The sequence below is a fragment of the Vibrio sp. SCSIO 43132 genome, from assembly GCF_019904195.1.
GTDB lineage: Bacteria > Pseudomonadota > Gammaproteobacteria > Enterobacterales > Vibrionaceae > Vibrio > Vibrio nigripulchritudo.
This window is the reverse complement of record NZ_CP063199.1, coordinates 779843-797245: the sequence shown is the minus strand read 5'-3', so window position 1 is coordinate 797245 and position 17403 is coordinate 779843. Positions and strand designations below refer to the sequence as shown.

Below are 17403 nucleotides of genomic sequence, written 5' to 3'. Positions count from 1 at the left end.
TGCTCGTCATGATGTGGAATGTTTAAAGAACCCAAGAAGTCAGCCCTGGTACAAAGCTGACCAACGCCAATACGAGTAAAGCGACGAGATAGAATGGCAACAGATGAACAACCACTTTGCCCATCGGCACCCGCTCTATGGCGACAGAGACAAACAGCGTGGTCCCGACCGGTGGCGTGTATAAACCAATCGTCAGGTTCACCACCATCATCACTCCGAGCTGTATGGGCTCCAGACCGATTTTAGCGGCTACTGTCATAAAGATAGGCGCAAGCAGCAAGACAGCGGCAGGTAAATCAAGGAACGTACCTATCAGAATCATGAGCAGGTTCATGCCTAGAATGATCGCCCAGGGCGATTGCAGAGTACTGAGCATCCAATTAGCCAGATTCTCTGGCACACTTTCGAAAGACATGATCCACTGAAGGACGCTCGACCCCATAATGACCAGCATAATTACCCCGGTCATCATACCCGTGGTTAGCACGCATCGCAGCAGCACATCCAGCGTTAGGTCTCGGTAGATTAATGTACCAACGATTAACGCATACACCACGGCAAATACACTGATTTCCGTTGGCGTGACCACGCCACCACGTGCCAGAATCACCACCAAAATTGGCATCATTAACGCCGGAATCGCTTTCACCCAGTTACTCTTATTGCGAACGACTTTGCCATCAATGGTCATGCGCTGCCCATCCTCTTCCAGAGGTGAACGAGGGAGGTTTCTTACCTGAGCGACAGCAAAACAAATCAGGAAAATCAGAACCGTCAGCATCACTCCGGGTACAATGCCCGCCAGAAACAGTTTAGGGATCGACGTTTCCGTGACTAAGCCATATAAAATCAAAGGAATGGATGGTGGAATCAGTACTGAAATCGTGGATGAAGAAGCGTTGACCGCTGCCGAGAAGCCTTGTGGGTAGCCTTGTTTCTTCTGAACAGGAATCAGCGCATTACCCATAGCCGATGCATCTGCCACTGCGCTTCCGGATACGCCGCCAAAAAACAGTGAACCAAGTACGCTCACCTGTGACAGACCGCCTTTCATGCCGCCCACCAGCATTTTAGAAAACTTGATCAGGTACTCACCAAATCGACCAGACATCATGATATCGCCCGCCAAGATGAAAAACGGGATCGCCAGCATTGGGAAACTGGACGTCGGTTGATACAAATTTAGGATGGCTTCGAACAAATAAAGAGGCTCGTCGAGCATCATAGTCAGCCCGCTTGCCAAAAGCAGCGCATGTGCGACGGGGGTCGCAAGTAACAACAGACAAACAAACGCAATGGCAGCCGTTGAAGACATAATTCACTTCCTTATGAAATATCCGTACTTTCGAAATTCAAATCACTGTCGACAAGAATGCGATAAAACGTCGTCAGTGCAGTCAGCCCTATCAATGTATAACCAACCAAAAGAGCGAGGTAACTCCAGGACTGAGCAACACCCAGCGAGGTGAATGCGACATCACCAGCGGCAAATGCCATGCCTCCTTCAAACTCACCAAAGCCTAAATAGACATACCCGACCGTAATACACCCAACCAAAATAAGCTGTTGGACGATAAGCGTCATAACCTTCGCGACTCTGGGAGAACAGACGGTCAAAATAAATGATACGCCGATGTGTCTGCCATGTTGCGCCGCCAGCACTGCGCCCGCCATGATGAACCAGGGAAACACCAGTTGAATGATTTCTACCGACCAGTTCAGGCTGGAGTCTGTGGCGTACCTCAGTACGGCGTTGAAAAATGTAGGAGCCAGCATCACCACAAAGGACACCCACAAGGTCAACGCACACAAGTATCGAATCAGAGTATCCACTTTTTGAACAACGGGGCTTAACCACCCCGAACAAGGAGGCGCTGTAAGCAGCGCCTTTACTTCAGATTGTTTCACTTACTAACCTCAGCATCCGCAGCGGCTTTCTGAATTTGCGGTACAATATCGCCAATCTTCTGCTCCCACTTGGTGTACACACCTTTGGTTGCATCTTTGAAAGCCTGAGTATCTACTTCATTTAGCTTAGCGCCTTCTGCCGTAAGTGTTTGTTCCAGTCTTGCATCATCAATCAGGAACGAACCACGGTTGTACCAGGTGGCGGCATTCATCGCGTTCTGGATCATGGCTTTGTCATCCGCGCTCAGCTTATCCCACCACTTTTTCGAAGCCAGAATCGGCGCCATTTCATATTTGTGGTTGGATTTAGCGATGTAAGGCGTCAGCTCATGAAGCTTAGAAGAGTAGATATTCGCAAGTGGGTTTTCCTGCCCTTCAAATACACCAGATTGCAGAGCCGCAGGTAATTCAGAGAACGCCAGTGGTGCTGGGTTGGCACCTAAAGCAGTAAACGCATCAATCGTTACCTGACTTTGTGGCGTACGGATTTTCATGCCTTTAATGTCGTCGGGATGCTTGATGGCTTTTTTCACGTGGGTGATTTTACGAATACCGTTATCCCACCAAGCCAGTACGATGTAGCCTTTTTTCTCAAGCTTCTCGGCAATTCGCTCACCGATAGGACCGTCCAGAACTTCCCAGGCCTGAGGCAGGCTAGAGAACAGGTAAGGCAAACCAAATGCACTCAGCTCCGGCACAATTTCAGCCACAGGACCATCCGAGTTCACCGTGATTTGCATGGTCCCCAGACGAACAGATTTCAGCATTTGGCGGTCATCTCCGAGTGTGGCGGAGTGGGCAACTTTCACGTTGTATTTGCCGCGTGACGCCTGATGCAGCAAGTCTCCAAACATTTGTGCACTGGTTACACGTGGGTTCCCCGGTTTACCGTTAGTACCGATAACGATGTCGTCTGCCTGAACATAGCCACTGATCGCTACGCTGCAAGCCATTGCAAGTCCTAAAATCTTGGATTTCATAATAATTTCCTTATTCATGAGCGCCACAGGCGGTTTCTTTATCACGAGAAAACTCTCGGTATTGCACTGTTTATTACACCCCTGCACCCATGCCTTATCAACATCAATATATTAACCATATATTAACTTATACTTAACATTTTTACCTTTTTCATCCAGAATCAGTTAAGAAATTCTTAAAAGAGATGGGTATGTCGAGACACTTAAACATGAATGCTGTGATGTATTTCGAAGCCGTCGCCCGGCATTCGCGTGTGAATCTGGCGGCTGAAGAACTGCAGGTTTCCCCTTCAGCAGTGAGCCAGCAAATAAAAACCTTGGAAGAGCAAATGGGCGTGATGCTGTTTCGCCGGGTCAAGAAACGTCTGATTCTGACGGAACAGGGAGAACGCTTTTACCACGCAGCTTCCGGGTCGATTCGAATGATCAAAGATGCTCAGATACGGCTGACTAACCAGCGGGAATACCAACGCCTGATGATCCGCGTTTCCGCCAGTTTCGGAGTTCGATGGCTCAGCAAAAGGCTGTCGCACTACGTGCAGTCGAATCCCGATATGGATTTGCACATTGATGCGACCTCTGAGCTGACGGACTTCGACAAAGAAAAAGTCGATCTAGAGATTCGCTATGGTCTTGCTCCGCCCCCAACGCTTTACAGTCAGTCGTTAATTACAGATCGCGTATTGCCGATGTGCAGCCCTGAGTTTGCGCAGAAAAATCAAGGGGAATCGCCGAGTGAGCTACTCGCGAGCAGCAGCCTGATCCACACAGTGAAGGCGGAAGTAACATGGCGAAATTGGCTGCAGGCGAAAAAAATCGCCGATGTTGATGACCTTCACGGATTGCGATTTGATCGTTCTTCCATGTCCTTACAAGCTGCCAAAGACGGGTTGGGCGTGGTACTGGAAACCGCAACTCTGGCAATGGAAGAGTTAAAGTCCGGTACTCTGGTTCCACTGTTTCCCGACCTCGGCACCCTGGACTTTGAAACCTACTGGCTGATTTGTCCGGCTCGCTACCTCAATCACACCTCAGTGAAACGCTTCGTCCAGTGGATAGAGTCCGAAGCCAACCAGCATGAATCCGAAAAACAAAGCATACTGACGACACTTGGGGTCACTGGCTCTGCTCCTTTTCAGCCTGAAGTAATATCAAGCTAAACCGGAGCAGAGAGAGTTGTGGGAGTTGAGGAAACTTAAATTTCATTCCCCGTAGAACGACCTTCGACATGTCCTTCGATGTTATCGATAACCTGTCGCCACACCTCCTGCATCGCTGCCAGAGATGCCCAGGCTGTATGCGGTGTCACTATCACATTGGGCAATGAGGCAATTTCGAAGATAGGGTGATCGTTGCGAGGCGGTTCCTGAGTCAGAACGTCCAAGCCGACAGCGGCAATCTGCTTGTCTTTGATCGCTTTCACCAACGCCGACTCATTAATCAGCCCTCCACGTGACGCATTGACCAAGATCGCCGACGGTTTCATCCATGTCAGCTCCTTTTCGCTGATCATATCCCGTGTATTTGGTGTTAACGGCGAATGCAGAGAAATCACATCACTGGTTTCAATGACTTCCCCAAATGGCAGATAGCCTTCCCTGCACATTTCCGACCCTTTGCGTTCAGCAAACACCACTTCCATGCCCATCGCACGACCGATTTTTGCCACAGCTTGTCCTATCGCACCAGAGCCAATAATGCCAAGTCTTGAGTTCGCCAAATCCTGAATATCATGGTTAAAAAAGCAAAACTGCTCGCTCTTTTGCCATTCGCCATCAATCACATCCTGACGGTATCCGACCAAGCTGCGTCTCAGAGCCAGAATCAGTGAAAAAGTGTGCTCGGGAACGGTATTCACAGCATAACCACGAACATTGGCAACCGTGATGCCTCGGGCTTTACAGGCATCAAGGTCAATCACGTCGTAGCCCGTTGCTGCCACCGCCACCATTTTTAAACCGGGAAGCTGCGCAAGAGTTTCTTCACGAATGGGCACTTTATTGGTCACAACAATATCGGCGTCGGCTAAGCGCTCAACAACCTGATCCTGACGCGATTTTCCATACTCAACCCACTGGTGCTCAAAGCTGGGTTTGGTCATTTCAACGCCGGGTCCTATGGTGTCCCGATCAAGAAATACGATGCGTTTCAAGACTTCACCTCCGAGTTTTGAGCCGAATTGAGCGAATGGTCCATCAAGGCTTCATACACTTTCACCACAGCAGAATCGTCGAGCTTGCCATGCCCCATCCCCGAAGCGGCCACCAGCATTTGATGTGCAGCAGAACTCAATGGCAGAGCCGCCTGAAGATCTTTTCCGGTTTGCAGCACCAAATCCAAGTCTTTGACAAAAATGTCCACCATGGAGCGAGGTGTGAAGTCTTCGTCCAGCATGTGAGGCACACGGTCACTGAACATCCAGCTGTTCCCCGCTGACGTCGACACAATATCAAACAAGGTTTTTACATCGCACCCCGCTTTCGCCCCTAGGGCAATCAGCTCTGCCGCAGTCACGAGATGCACGCCAGCCGCCAGTTGATGCACCACTTTGTAGGTGGAGGCCATTCCGGGATCAATACCAAGTTGATGCACTTTTTTGCTGATGGCATTTAACACACCATCTGCCTGCTGGAATGCGTGCTCACACCCTGATGCCATGACGGTTAATGTGCCTGAGTCTGCCCCCACTTTTCCGCCAGATACTGGCGCATCTAATAACACCAGATTGTAAGAGGTGAGCTGAGCCGCTATTTTGCGAGTGTCGGATGGCGAGACTGTAGAGCACAGCATCACCACCCCATTTTTTGCCATGTTTTTGGCTGCGCCCTGAGCAAACAGGACTTCTTCTGCCTGAACCGCATTCACCACCATCAGCACCAACAGATCGCAATACTCAGCAGCGTCGGACACAGAAGAACAGGGAGAGCCTCCGATAGACTGAAAGCGCGTGAGTGCGTCGGAAGACACATCATATCCACGCAATGCAATACCGCTGCCGATAATGTTGCGTGCCATGCCTTGTCCCATGGAGCCAAGCCCGATTAATGAAACCTGTGCCGTCATATCAGTCACCTAACCAGTCCTTGACCTGCGAAACAACTCGCAAAACCGACAAGCCATACTGATCATGCAGGCTTGGCAAAGCCCCCGCATCCAGAAAAGCATCTGGCAATGCGATTTGGCGGCATGGAGCGTGAATGCCATTGAGCAGTAATTCACTCATCACGGCTTCACCTAAACCACCGACCCGGCTGTGATTTTCTGCGATCACCACCAATCGCCCGGATTTACTGGCTTCGCGCTTAATGGTTTCAACATCCAACGGCTTAATGGTTGGCACATGCAATACGCCACAGGAAACGTTGTCTTGTTTCAATTGTTTGGCCGCTTCCAGAACACGCATGGTCATCAGCCCGGTCGAAATAAAGAGCACATCACTCCCATCAATAATGGTTTTGGCTTTGCCCAGCTCAAACTGGTAACCGTATTCACTGAGGACATCCGGCACCTGCCCGCGTAGCAAACGCATGTAAACCGGACCCTGATATTCGGCGATGGCATGGGTCGCCTGCTGAATTTCAGTGGCATCACAAGGATCCACAATGGTCAGATTTGGCAGACCACGGAATATCGCAATGTCTTCTGTTGCCTGATGGCTTGGACCGTATCCTGTCGTCAGCCCCGGCAGCGCACAGACGATTTTCACGTTCAGCGATTCTTCCGCAATCGCCATGCAGATAAAGTCGTAAGCTCGGCGTGAAGCAAATACGGCATAGGTCGTGGCAAAAGGTGTAAATCCTTCCCTCGCAAGCCCCGCCGCCGCGGAAATCATCACCTGCTCTGCCATGCCCATCTGGTAGAAACGGTCTGGGTTTTCTTTGGCAAAAACATGCAGATCGGTATATTTGGACAGATCCGCTGTCAGCCCGACAATTTTGTCATTATTTTTCGCCACCTCATTCAGAGCATGGCCAAATGGCGCAGCGATGGTTGGCATACCTTCCGCCGCCAGCGACGCTATCATCGCCGAGGTGCGTTGCCTTTCACCAGCAGGTGCAGGTGTTCTTGGTTCATACTTGGACTTTCTCATTATGATCTCCCTGCATCCAAAATCTCGATGGCTTTATCCCACTCATCTGCTTCCACACGCAGGAAATGATTCCTTTCTCGTTGCTCCAAAAACGGCACACCTTTGGCCATTTTGGTATTGCAGATAATCACTCTGGGCTGTGCAGCATCCAGATTGCGCGCAGTATCGAACGCTTTGATCACTTCAGAAAGATCGTTGCCATCAATACGCTGAACATGCCAGCCAAATGCGCGCCACTTGTCATCAAGAGGCTCGGAGCAAAGCATGTCCTGAGACGGACCATCAGCCTGCTGGTTGTTAAAATCGACCACCGCGATAATATTGTCGAGTTTATGATGCGATGCGGACATGGCAGCCTCCCAGGTGGAGCCTTCCCCAAGTTCCCCGTCGGACAGGAGGTTGTAGATAAACGACTCGGACTGTTTTCGTTTCAAGCCAAGCGCTGCCCCTACCGCAATGCCTAGCCCATGTCCGAGTGACCCGCCTGTTATTTCCATTCCGGGTGTGTACGCTGCCATGCCCGACATCGGCATTCGGCTGTCATCACATCCATACGTTTCCAGCTCATTTTCTGGAAGAATATCGGCTTCAATCATCGCCGCATAAAGCGCAATGGCGTAGTGACCGATAGACAGATAAAGTCGGTCTCTTCCTTCCCATTCTGGGTTATCTGCCTGATAGTTGAGCGCGTGGAAATAACACACTGCCAACACATCGGAAAAGCCCAGCGCCTGCGCAATGTAACCTTGCCCCTGTACCTGCCCCATTCGGAGCGCATTGCGCCGAATCTTGTAGGCACGATGCTCTAACGCTTGAATATCTGCTTGTTTAGATTCCATTTTTTCGTTGTCCTTACTTTGAATACAAAGCTAACGGCTGGAATACGCCCTGTGCGATTTGCCACTGAACACTCAGCGCTCGCTTCCTCACAGGCAACTTGTTAATAAACCGTTAACATTGCATTTATCTTTGCGTATCGAAGAATGGGAAAAAAGCTAAGAAAAGTGACCAGTTGTTTAGAATTTCTAAACTAAATCAGAGACAGAAAAAGGAAGCTTGCTGAAAAATGGGCATAAAAAAGGAGCACCGAAGTGCTCCAAACATAGAGAATAAATGACGTTGTTAGAGATCGCGCATCAGGATTTCGAACTCTTCTGTTGCATCATCAATGCATTCCTGAAGAACTCGTGCGTCACGGTGGCAAAGTGGTAGCCGCCACGTTTTGCCCGTTCTTGCGTTGGGAGTTTGCCCAACCAATTCCGTAACATTTCCTTTACGTTCGAATCGCAATGAATCAAATTCAGTTTTCAGGCTCTGGTGGCTTTCTTTAATTTCTACTGCCACCGTACCAATCGGGTTAACTTCAATGTGTGCCTTGGAATGAGACACATCGTTCAGAGCACAATCTAAATGTCTAGCCAGCATAGAAACCTCTCCCTATTTCCCAATCAAACCGTTCACAACCGCTAAAACAGTATAGTCAATAGACTGAGCTTGAGAGAGAAGATTGAGGAAAATTTCACTTAAAGTGAATAAGAAATTGATTACTATCAAATTAAATCTTGAAAAAAATTTGAGCTCCGAACGCACAGAAAGCCATGCTAAATAAGCGAGAAAAGGCATCCTGCATTTGAACGATAGTGTGCAATTTTCTTACGTGCTAGTGTAAACAAAATGTTAAACAAACTTTCTGACTAAACATCGAAAATTGTCTGGATAAGGAGTCAAAAATGGCGAGCAATTCTGAGTTAAAAGATTGTCATCTTACCGCCTTTAGTGAAACGCTCCTTGCGATCTACGATATCGCTCGTCACTCCAGTCTGGAGGATTTCCAGCGTAACGTTTTGGAAGAGATTGAACTGCATTTGCCGCATTCCAGCGCCTGGTGGGGAAGAGCCTCCATTCATAATGACGGACCTCACCTGCACAGTACTCATCTAAAAAACCTGACCGACGCATACCTGACAGAATGGAAAGCGATGCGTGAAAATGACATCACGGTTGAGCGAGTGTTCGACGCTCCGGGAAAAGCCATTATCATTGATTTTTCTGACGATGAAACTCCAGCAGAGCTCAAGCAGCTAGGGAGAAATCATCATATTGATCAATTACTTTGTGTTATCGCGATTGATCCCGTTACTCAGCTTTGTGATCACCTGGCTCTGTACCGACAACGTCATGAACCGGATTTCACTCAACAGGATATTGCGCTTCTTAGTAACCTGATGCCTCATCTTGTTTCTGCAATGGCAACCAATCAGCTTCGGACTTTGTACAACCTTCGTGAATCCGTCAATCCTCAGAGAGTGGCGTTCGCCATTTGCGATAACAAAGGTATTCTGCAAATGTCTGAGCCTTCCTTCACTCAGCTTATATTGCAGGAAATTCCAGACTGGAAAGGTCCGCAGTTACCTCAGGAGTGGTGTCAGTCTGAATTCTCTGGTCAACACATCTCAATCAGCCTTGATCGCATAGGCGGGCTCTTATTGCTTCAAGCCAGACTAAGAGATCAGGCAGACCATTTGTCCAGCCGGGAAATGAGTGTTGCCAGACTAATGAATGAAGGCATGACTTACAAAATGATCGCCAGAGAACTCGACATCGCACCCAACACAGTTCGGCATCATATCCGTTCTATGTATCAAAAACTCAATGTGCATAACAAAGCAGAATTAGTGCGACTGATGCAATCGTCTCTGCATTAAACGCATTCCACGCAAGAATACCTAAATCAACAAAACACAAATCATAGCAACGCCTTTGGCTTGCTAAGGGTTCGTGCACTCTGAAATCAGCAAAAACGACAACGCTATGAGAAACACAAGTTCCGCCCCAGATGAAATTCGCATGGTTACCGCTCTGGTGATCATTGCCGCTTTCATGCCAACGATATTGATGGTTGCCCCTGCAATCGCAGCTCAGTTGGCGCAAGAATATCAGTTAGGTCCTGCCCAAATCGGCAGTGTGATTTCCTCCGAACTGGCGGGAATGAGCCTCGCTACTTTGCCAGCCTGGTATTGGCTGCACAGGTTTAGCTGGTCAAATCTGGTTCGAGTCTGGATAGCTGTATTTGTCTTATGTAACGTCATCAGCGGGTGGATGAGCAGTGCTGAAAGCCTGATGGCAATGAGGTTTGCGAGTGGGCTGGCGGGCGGTTCGCTAATGATCATTTGCCTGTCGGCGGCATCTCACACCCAAAACCCAGACCGGGTTTACGGATTGTGGGTGCTCGGGCAACTTGTCGTCGGTGCCATTGGGCTGGCTTTCTTACCGGGATTGTTTGAAAGCTATGGTCTTAAGGTGGGCTACTGGATATTGGCAGCCATTGTGTTGTGCTGTTTGCCCCTGAGCCATCGATTTGTGACAAGCAGCCAGCAGAAAGAAGAAGCTTCCGGACAAAAGCTGGGGACGCTGGCGCTTGCAGGACTCGCTGCCGTGCTTCTTTTCTACGTGAGTCTGAATGGCGTGTGGACGTTTTCAGGTATGTTCGCTGAGCGGTTGTCTCTGTCTGCGGAACGAACTGGTGACATTCTGGCAATTGCCACGATTTTCGGAATTGCTGGCGCTTTGTGCGCCTCCTGGGTTGGTGACCGCTGGGGGCGCTTTCTTCCTTTGTTTGCCGGGTTTGGCATGATGATCGCTGGAACCTACCTGCTCAGGCAACAAAGTGAGCTCATATATTCTAACGCCACTTTTCTTTTCAAGTTCGCCTGGACTCTTGCCCTGCCCTTTATCTTAGCCACGCTTGCCAGAATCGATCATCAAGGACAACTGATGAACAGTACCAATTTGGTGATTGGCGGAGGGCTGGCAATAGGACCTTTGATATTTGGACACATGCTTGAAGCAGGTGTAACCATCGACCAGTTGATTATTGTTGCCTGCATTACCGCGCTCATTTCTTTCTTACTTTTGGTTTTTGTCCAAAACGCCACTCACTCTTCTTCTCAACCTATCAAAGGAGCCCAACATGAGCAGTAAAACCGGATTTCTCTATGACGAACGCTGTTTCTGGCATACCGCTGGTGAGCATGCACTGATTCTTCCTATTGGCGACTGGGTGCAACCAATGGCTGCAGGCGGTCATGCCGAGTCTCCCGAAACAAAGCGACGCTTTAAAAATCTGTTAGAAGCTTCTGGGCTATCGTCGCACTTAGCAATGAGCAGCGCCCCACCCGCATCTGAGGCACAGCTTCTTAAAGTTCATCCAGAGCACTACCTGAATGAATTTAAATCGCTCAGTGACCAGAAAGGGGGCGAGCTTGGTCTGTACGCCCCATTTGGCAAGGGGAGCTATGAGATTGCCAGCCAATCGGCAGGATTAGCGTGTTCAGCCGTAGACAGGGTAATGCGAGGTGAATGGAAAAACGCCTATTCCCTTTCGCGACCACCAGGTCACCACTGCTTAGCCGATAAAGCTATGGGCTTTTGCCTGCTTGCCAACATCGCCGTTGCAGCGGAACACGCGATATCTGAATACGGAGTAAATCGCATAGCGGTTATTGACTGGGATGTTCACCACGGGAACGGCACACAAGATATTTTCTATTCGCGTTCCGATGTGCTGACGATATCTATCCATCAGCAAGGCTGCTTTCCACCAGGTTACAGCGGTGTGGAAGATACAGGGTCAGGTAATGGGCAAGGAAAGAACATCAACGTTCCGCTGATGCCGGGTGGTGGTCACCAAAGTTATCTGGATGCCATGGAAAACATCGTGATTCCGGCGCTTCATGCGTATCAGCCTGAACTGATTTTTGTTGCATCCGGTTACGATGCTAGTGGTGTCGACCCACTAGCCAGAATGCTGGCGCACAGCGATACGTATCGTCAAATGACGAAAATGACGATGGAGGTTGCGAATCAACACTGCGAGAACAGGTTGATTGTGGTTCACGAAGGCGGCTATTCAGAAGCGTATGTGCCATTTTGCGGGCTCGCCGTCATGGAAGCAATGACCGATATAAGAACAGGCGTTGAAGACCCGTTACTGGATTTAATTTGTGCTCAGCAACCCGACCAAGACTTCGTTCAGCTCCAACGCGAGAAGATTCTAGCTATGTCGGAGCGTTTCGACTTACTAAAACACACCTAGCGTCTTGTACATCAATGAAAAAGGGAGCCAATCGGCTCCCTTCTGAATGATTCTGATGCTTTTACAATTCTGAAAACTCTTGGCTGTAAAAGATTTTTCCCGACTTCCCGTCTAATTCGCCTTCCCTCAGTTCCTGAATTTGGAAAGCGCCTTCCGGTAACTCCCACTGAGTGTCCATGCCATATTTAGCTGCACTTTCAAAACCAAAGCGACCGTAAAACTCAGGCTCACCAAGCACGACACATACTGGGTATCCCAGCTCTGCCAGAGAAGACAAGCCTTCTTTAATTAACTCCGAAGCAATTCCCTGACCGCGGTACTCTTCTTTAACCGCCAGTGGAGCCAGTCCCTGCCAGTTGAAATCTTGCTGATCCAGAGTAACCGGGCTAAACAGAATGTAACCCACAACTTCACCTTCATCACTGCATGCCACCAGCGATAGCGTTCTTTGTCCATTTTCCATCAGACGGCTAACCAGCTCTGCTTCAGCGTGAGTCGGAAACGCTTGTTTAATCAGTTGTTGGATTGGCAGAATGTCTGCCGGTGCTTCAGTTCGAATAAGCATTCATCACCTCTTTGTTGTCGGGCGGTGATTGTAGCCCTTTTTGTACAAAGTCGGCTAATTGATTTAGCAAAGTGTTAAGTGGTTTCGGCAACGCATCCAAATCCACACTGTCCATTAAGTTTTTTACTTCCAAACCGAGCTCGGTGTCACCCTCGATTTTCAATCTGCGCTGGAAAAACAGGGTATCAGGGTCTTCTTTTCTTCCGGCAATGAGAACCAAATCATTCAGGCAACCACTGAAACTTACATCTTGGCACTCAGAGTCTCGTTTTACGACCAGCGCATCATTGTTATAGCTGATAAACCATTGAAGCCCCAAATCCGTCACTTCAACTTTCAGCCATTTGTCTTGTAAAAATTCAAAATCGCCGTCTTCCAGCGCTTCTTGGAAGACTTGTTTTAAGCCTTCTAGCATCGCCTTGTTTTGTAGTGTTTCAGGTAAGAATTGGACTGGAGATCTCAAAATGGAAGCAGCGTTATGCACTAACTTGGTGCGCAATAGGTTAAACACGATAATATCTCTCTGAAATGCCATATCCATGCAATAGTAGAGCAATGTTTGTCTCGAATTTATGTTATGTATCAAAAAAAGCTCAGCTAGGCCTTGGATCGCTTTAACATCTCGTATATCAAGGTTATAGTTAACTTATCGACCCGCACCCGTAGGTGTTCGCTTTACCTCCCCCGGAGACTCGGTAACAGATTGATGCCAACAGAACAATTACAACACTGGTTTTCAAAACTCACTGATCACAGTCCGTTTTTCTTTGCCATTTTGGACAGGCAACACAATTACCGCATGGTGAATGCCCGATATTGTGAAATTGCAGGCTTAGAAAGCGATGAATTGGTTGGCATGCGAGACACGCAAGTGCTTGGCGAAGCCTTTTACCGCAATCTGAAACCGTACTACGAACGCGCATTTGAAGGGGAATCGGTGGAAGCCGAAATCACTTTGAATGACCACAGTTTGGAAACCAGTCTTCACTTCAGTCTTTCTCCGGTTATCGGTGATCACACGGTCGAATACATTGCATTTCATGCGATAGATACCTCTGAAAAACAAATACTTGTACGTTCTTTAGAAGAATCTGAAAACAAATTTTCAAAGCTGACAGAACTGCTTCCTAACGGGCTTTTGTTAGTTGAAGATGGCTGCATCATTTCCGCCAATGCTTCGGCAGCGCGTTTGCTTGGTTTTAACTCTTCTACCGAATTGTTGGGTGAAGAACTAAGCCGATTGTTTATTGATGAAAAAACCAAGCGTACCTTTGGCAATCAACTCGTCAACATGGTGGCTGAAACTCACCTGACCTGTTTAACGGGTGCCCGTTGCGGCATTGAAAGACGCGTTTCATTACAGGCAGAGCTCACCAGCTTACTAGGAAACCAATCTCATATTGTATTGGTACAGGGGCTGGATGAAGCGGCAAATGACTCCTCCATCGGTCAGAACGAAACGCATATCGATTCACTGACCAAGCTCTACAACCGCTTTGGTTTCACTAAACGTTTAGAGCAATTTATTCAAAACGAAACGCCATTAGTGATGCTGTATCTGGACATTGATAACTTCAAAAACATCAATGACTCCCTCGGTCATCACATTGGCGACAAAGTCATCAAAGAAGTTTCTTCCCGTTTACAACGTCTTCTGCCAGTGCAAGCGGTACTCGGTCATTTAGGGGGAGATGAATTTGGCATCATCCTTCCTGAACCAGACCACAACCGCACAGTAGATCAACTTGCGGAACGCATTATCTCTCTGATTAACCAGCCTTTTGACCTTCACCACTTTAGTAAGCGTTTAGCCTGCTCAATTGGTAGCGTGTGCTACCCAGGAGACGGGCATGATGCGCGTATTTTGCTGCAAAACGCCGATACCGCGATGTACGAAGCGAAGGACAGAGGTCGCAACCGCTTAATCAAATTCAACGACCAGATGAACAAAGAAGCGCGCATGCGTCTGTGGCTGGAAATTGAATTGCAAAAAGCGCTGCAACAGAACGGTTTGGAAGTCTGGTATCAACCTAAAGTAAACGCGCGTGATTTCAGCATCAATGGCGCAGAAGCACTGGTTCGCTGGAAACACCCGGTTGAGGGTTACATCAGCCCGGGCGCATTCATTCCAGTCGCTGAAAAGGCTGGCTTGATTGAACACTTGGGTCGTGTGGTGATGCGCGAAGTATTCTCAACGGTTAAGCGTTGGAAAATGCAGGGTATTTTACCCGGTCGAGTGGCGATCAACCTTTCCCCTGAACAGTTTGGTAACCCTAAGCTTATCGACTACATGGAAAAGCTGCTTAGCACTACGGAACTTGATCCAAGCTGCATTACGTTCGAGCTGACAGAAAGTGCCGTGATGAGTGACAGTGACCACACACTGCAAATGCTTAACGCCATCAAAAATCTTGGCTTTGCCCTTTCTATTGATGACTTTGGTACGGGTTACTCCTCTTTGTCTTATCTTGCCCGATTCCCATTGGACGAATTGAAAATAGACCGAGCCTTCATTACCGATTTAGACACGCTGCCAAAACAGCTTACCGTAATTGAAAATATCATTAATCTCGGCAAGTCTCTGAACCTGGTTGTGGTAGCGGAAGGTGTCGAAACCACTCAGCAGGCAACTTTGCTTTCTAATCTGAACTGTCACTCCATTCAGGGTTACCACTTCTACCGTCCATTACCAAAACAAGACATCGAAGAATTGCTGGTTCAGAACCGCCGACACAAGAATTGATATCTCCCAAGCGAATCTGAGTAAAAACTGCCTTATATCAAATCCCGTCCTGCCAAAGCTTTTAAAATGCTCGATTACTAACAATTAAAATCAAAGGTAACGAGCGTATGGAACTGCTATGCCCTGCTGGCAATTTACCCGCTCTGAAAACCGCCATCGACTGTGGTGCCGATGCGGTTTATATCGGGTTCAAAGACGACACCAACGCCCGACATTTCGCTGGTCTGAATTTCACTGGAAAAAAACTGGATAAAGCCGTGCAGTATGTGCACGACAATCACAAAAAGATTCATGTCGCGCTAAACACTTTCGCTCACCCTAATGGGTTTGAAAGGTGGACAACGGCTGTTGATACTGCCGCTCAACTCGGAGTTGATGCACTGATCGTGGCGGATATTGCAGTGCTCGACTACGCGGCTTCTAAATATCCGCACCTGGAACTTCACCTGTCCGTTCAGGCGTCGGCGACCAATGTGGCGTCCATCGATTTTTATCATAAAAACTTCAATGTGAAGCGGGTGGTCTTGCCTCGCGTTCTGTCCATTCATCAGGTCAAACAACTGGCTCGTAATATGACCAGTGATGTCGAACTGGAAGTGTTCGCTTTTGGCAGCCTTTGCATTATGGCGGAAGGTCGTTGCTATCTGTCTTCTTACATGACGGGGGAATCTCCAAATACGGTGGGAGCCTGTTCACCTGCCAAATTTGTCCGCTGGCAGGAAACCGAGAAAGGTCTGGAGTCACGCTTAAATGACATCCTGATTGACCGTTATGGTGAAGGTGAAAATGCCGGGTATCCGACATTATGCAAAGGCAGGTTTGATGCGGAAATCGATGGCGAGCACAAGCGCTACCATGCACTTGAAGAACCAACCAGCCTGAATACTCTTTCATTGATTCCAGAGCTGTTTGCCGCGAATGTATCTTCCGTCAAGATTGAAGGACGCCAGAGAAGCCCTGCGTATGTCGAGCAAGTTACCCGAACCTGGCGCGCTGCCATCGATCGCTATCAAGCCTCTCCTGATTTATACCGAGTAGAAGAATCATGGGACGCGGCGTTAGCAAACGTATCTGAAGGCACCCAAACAACTTTGGGCGCTTACCATCGAAAATGGCAGTAAGCAGGAATCAACAACAATGAAATATGCTCTAGGTCCCCTGCTGTATTTCTGGCAGAAGGATGACGTCGAAAGTTTTTATCACCAAGCCCAGTCTAGTCAGGCGGACATCGTTTATCTTGGTGAGAGTGTCTGCTCCAAGCGCAGGCTGGTAAAAATGAAAGACTGGCTGGAAATGGCCAAAGACCTTGCTGGCTCAGGAAAGCAGGTAGTGTTGTCGACCATGGCACTGTTGGAAGCGCCTAGCGAAGTCAATATCATGAAAAAATACGTCGACAATGGTGATTTTGCGATTGAAGCGAATGACGTATCTGCCATTCAGTTGGCATCGGAGAAAGGCGTTCCTTTTATTGTCGGTCCCGCTATCAACGCATACAACGCGCACACTCTGAAACTGTTTCTTAAACAAGGGATGATTCGCTGGTGTATGCCCGTGGAACTGTCTCGAGACTGGCTGAACAATGTCCTTCAGCAATCAGAGCAACTCGGTATTCGCAATCAGTTTGAAGTGGAGGTGTTTGGTCACGGGTATCTTCCCCTCGCCTATTCCGCAAGATGCTTCACGGCAAGAGCGGAAAACCGCCCCAAAGATGAATGCGAGACCTGTTGTATCCGATACCCGAACGGATTAAAAGTCAGTAGTCAGGAAGGGCAAGAAGTCTTTACATTAAATGGCATTCAGACTCAATCAGGCTACTGCTACAACCTGATAAACGATCTGGCTGGCATGCAAAATCTGGTCGACGTGGTTCGCCTTAGTCCGCTTGGTATGGAATCACTCAAGGTCATCGAACAATTCAAAAATAATGAAGATGGCACACAACCTGTGTCGCTTAATAACCGAGACTGCAACGGCTACTGGCATCAAATCGCTGGTTTGAATACTGTTAGCTAAAATCTATAT

Annotated in this window: 17 protein-coding genes; 7 read left to right on the top strand and 10 right to left on the bottom strand. The window is 48.4% G+C overall.

Translation table 11 applies throughout. The features are described from left to right. Positions 1-22 precede the first annotated feature (22 nt). The 3 genes from INR79_RS03645 to INR79_RS03635 are packed head-to-tail and all read right to left on the bottom strand — an operon-like array spanning position 23 to position 2888. Positions 23-1315, bottom strand: a complete 1293-nt coding sequence (locus tag INR79_RS03645; RefSeq protein ID WP_223096035.1) for a TRAP transporter large permease — start codon at positions 1313-1315, stop codon at positions 23-25. Between the two features lie 11 nt (positions 1316-1326). Next, positions 1327-1908: a TRAP transporter small permease gene (locus tag INR79_RS03640; protein ID WP_223096033.1), complete on the bottom strand. Its 582-nt coding sequence runs from the start codon at positions 1906-1908 to the stop codon at positions 1327-1329. Then, positions 1905-2888 carry a TRAP transporter substrate-binding protein gene (locus INR79_RS03635; RefSeq protein ID WP_004407173.1) on the bottom strand — a complete coding sequence of 328 codons (984 nt, stop codon included), beginning with the start codon at positions 2886-2888 and terminating at the stop codon, positions 1905-1907. Before INR79_RS03635 ends, INR79_RS03640 begins: the two co-directional genes overlap by 4 nt. 191 nt (positions 2889-3079) lie before the next feature. On the opposite strand from INR79_RS03635, the gene INR79_RS03630 reads away from it, so the two are divergent. Then, positions 3080-4048 carry a LysR substrate-binding domain-containing protein gene (locus tag INR79_RS03630; protein WP_223096031.1) on the top strand — a complete coding sequence of 323 codons (969 nt, stop codon included), beginning with the start codon at positions 3080-3082 and terminating at the stop codon, positions 4046-4048. 35 nt (positions 4049-4083) lie between these two features. On the opposite strand, the gene INR79_RS03625 is transcribed toward INR79_RS03630, so the two are convergent. The 5 genes from INR79_RS03625 to INR79_RS03605 form a co-directional block, all read right to left on the bottom strand. Further along, positions 4084-4989, bottom strand: a complete 906-nt coding sequence (locus INR79_RS03625; protein ID WP_223096950.1) for a D-2-hydroxyacid dehydrogenase — start codon at positions 4987-4989, stop codon at positions 4084-4086. A gap of 47 nt (positions 4990-5036) precedes the next feature. Further along, positions 5037-5951: an L-threonate dehydrogenase gene (gene ltnD, locus INR79_RS03620; RefSeq protein ID WP_223096952.1), complete on the bottom strand. Its 915-nt coding sequence runs from the start codon at positions 5949-5951 to the stop codon at positions 5037-5039. A 1-nt stretch (position 5952) separates the two neighbouring features. Continuing rightward, positions 5953-6978 carry a transketolase family protein gene (locus INR79_RS03615; protein ID WP_223096029.1) on the bottom strand — a complete coding sequence of 342 codons (1026 nt, stop codon included), beginning with the start codon at positions 6976-6978 and terminating at the stop codon, positions 5953-5955. Continuing rightward, positions 6978-7817, bottom strand: a complete 840-nt coding sequence (locus INR79_RS03610) for a transketolase (RefSeq protein ID WP_223096027.1) — start codon at positions 7815-7817, stop codon at positions 6978-6980. Before INR79_RS03610 ends, INR79_RS03615 begins: the two co-directional genes overlap by 1 nt. A gap of 283 nt (positions 7818-8100) precedes the next feature. Next, positions 8101-8403: a hypothetical protein gene (locus INR79_RS03605; protein WP_004407188.1), complete on the bottom strand. Its 303-nt coding sequence runs from the start codon at positions 8401-8403 to the stop codon at positions 8101-8103. 305 nt (positions 8404-8708) lie between these two features. On the opposite strand from INR79_RS03605, the gene INR79_RS03600 reads away from it, so the two are divergent. From INR79_RS03600 to INR79_RS03590, 3 genes are all read left to right on the top strand, one after another. Continuing rightward, entirely contained in the window at positions 8709-9683 is a 975-nt protein-coding gene (locus INR79_RS03600; protein ID WP_223096026.1) for a helix-turn-helix domain-containing protein, read from the top strand. Positions 9684-9789: 106 nt separating this feature from the next. Beyond that, on the top strand, positions 9790-10959 hold the full coding sequence (locus INR79_RS03595) for an MFS transporter (protein WP_223096025.1): 1170 nt from the start codon (positions 9790-9792) through the stop codon (positions 10957-10959). Beyond that, positions 10949-12073: a class II histone deacetylase gene (locus INR79_RS03590; RefSeq protein ID WP_223096024.1), complete on the top strand. Its 1125-nt coding sequence runs from the start codon at positions 10949-10951 to the stop codon at positions 12071-12073. Before INR79_RS03595 ends, INR79_RS03590 begins: the two co-directional genes overlap by 11 nt. A gap of 61 nt (positions 12074-12134) precedes the next feature. Here INR79_RS03590 and INR79_RS03585 read toward each other — a convergent pair whose 3' ends face one another. After that, the gene (locus INR79_RS03585) at positions 12135-12638 is read right to left on the bottom strand and encodes a GNAT family N-acetyltransferase (protein ID WP_223096023.1); all 504 of its coding nucleotides are present in this window, start codon (positions 12636-12638) and stop codon (positions 12135-12137) included. Further along, positions 12622-13173 (bottom strand): SCP2 domain-containing protein, encoded by a 552-nt coding sequence (locus INR79_RS03580; RefSeq protein WP_399457665.1) that lies wholly within the window; start codon positions 13171-13173, stop codon positions 12622-12624. The genes INR79_RS03585 and INR79_RS03580 overlap by 17 nt, the downstream gene beginning before the upstream one ends. A 171-nt stretch (positions 13174-13344) precedes the next feature. Here INR79_RS03580 and INR79_RS03575 point away from each other — a divergent pair, with 171 nt between their 5' ends. The 3 genes from INR79_RS03575 to INR79_RS03565 all read left to right on the top strand — a co-directional run bounded on the left by INR79_RS03575 (position 13345) and on the right by INR79_RS03565 (position 17394). Then, a complete protein-coding gene (locus INR79_RS03575) occupies positions 13345-15381 on the top strand; it encodes a putative bifunctional diguanylate cyclase/phosphodiesterase (protein WP_004407200.1) in 2037 nt (678 codons plus the stop codon). 107 nt (positions 15382-15488) lie between these two features. Next, entirely contained in the window at positions 15489-16502 is a 1014-nt protein-coding gene (locus INR79_RS03570) for a peptidase U32 family protein (protein WP_022549753.1), read from the top strand. Between the two features lie 16 nt (positions 16503-16518). Continuing rightward, positions 16519-17394 carry a U32 family peptidase gene (locus INR79_RS03565; RefSeq protein WP_223096022.1) on the top strand — a complete coding sequence of 292 codons (876 nt, stop codon included), beginning with the start codon at positions 16519-16521 and terminating at the stop codon, positions 17392-17394. Positions 17395-17403 lie beyond the last annotated feature (9 nt).

Excerpts from the sequence above, each read along its gene's own strand:
- INR79_RS03645 (WP_223096035.1), bottom strand. The coding sequence starts at position 1,315 with ATGTCTTCAACGGCTGCCATTGCGTTTGTTTGTCTGTTGTTACTTGCG.
- INR79_RS03635 (WP_004407173.1), bottom strand. The coding sequence starts at position 2,888 with ATGAAATCCAAGATTTTAGGACTTGCAATGGCTTGCAGCGTAGCGATC.
- INR79_RS03630 (WP_223096031.1), top strand. The coding sequence starts at position 3,080 with ATGTCGAGACACTTAAACATGAATGCTGTGATGTATTTCGAAGCCGTC.
- INR79_RS03625 (WP_223096950.1), bottom strand. The coding sequence starts at position 4,989 with ATGACCAAACCCAGCTTTGAGCACCAGTGGGTTGAGTATGGAAAATCG.
- ltnD (WP_223096952.1), bottom strand. The coding sequence starts at position 5,951 with ATGACGGCACAGGTTTCATTAATCGGGCTTGGCTCCATGGGACAAGGC.
- INR79_RS03615 (WP_223096029.1), bottom strand. The coding sequence starts at position 6,978 with ATGAGAAAGTCCAAGTATGAACCAAGAACACCTGCACCTGCTGGTGAA.
- INR79_RS03610 (WP_223096027.1), bottom strand. The coding sequence starts at position 7,817 with ATGGAATCTAAACAAGCAGATATTCAAGCGTTAGAGCATCGTGCCTAC.
- INR79_RS03605 (WP_004407188.1), bottom strand. The coding sequence starts at position 8,403 with ATGCTGGCTAGACATTTAGATTGTGCTCTGAACGATGTGTCTCATTCC.
- INR79_RS03600 (WP_223096026.1), top strand. The coding sequence starts at position 8,709 with ATGGCGAGCAATTCTGAGTTAAAAGATTGTCATCTTACCGCCTTTAGT.
- INR79_RS03595 (WP_223096025.1), top strand. The coding sequence starts at position 9,790 with ATGAGAAACACAAGTTCCGCCCCAGATGAAATTCGCATGGTTACCGCT.
- INR79_RS03590 (WP_223096024.1), top strand. The coding sequence starts at position 10,949 with ATGAGCAGTAAAACCGGATTTCTCTATGACGAACGCTGTTTCTGGCAT.
- INR79_RS03585 (WP_223096023.1), bottom strand. The coding sequence starts at position 12,638 with ATGCTTATTCGAACTGAAGCACCGGCAGACATTCTGCCAATCCAACAA.
- INR79_RS03580 (WP_399457665.1), bottom strand. The coding sequence starts at position 13,173 with ATGGCATTTCAGAGAGATATTATCGTGTTTAACCTATTGCGCACCAAG.
- INR79_RS03575 (WP_004407200.1), top strand. The coding sequence starts at position 13,345 with ATGCCAACAGAACAATTACAACACTGGTTTTCAAAACTCACTGATCAC.
- INR79_RS03570 (WP_022549753.1), top strand. The coding sequence starts at position 15,489 with ATGGAACTGCTATGCCCTGCTGGCAATTTACCCGCTCTGAAAACCGCC.
- INR79_RS03565 (WP_223096022.1), top strand. The coding sequence starts at position 16,519 with ATGAAATATGCTCTAGGTCCCCTGCTGTATTTCTGGCAGAAGGATGAC.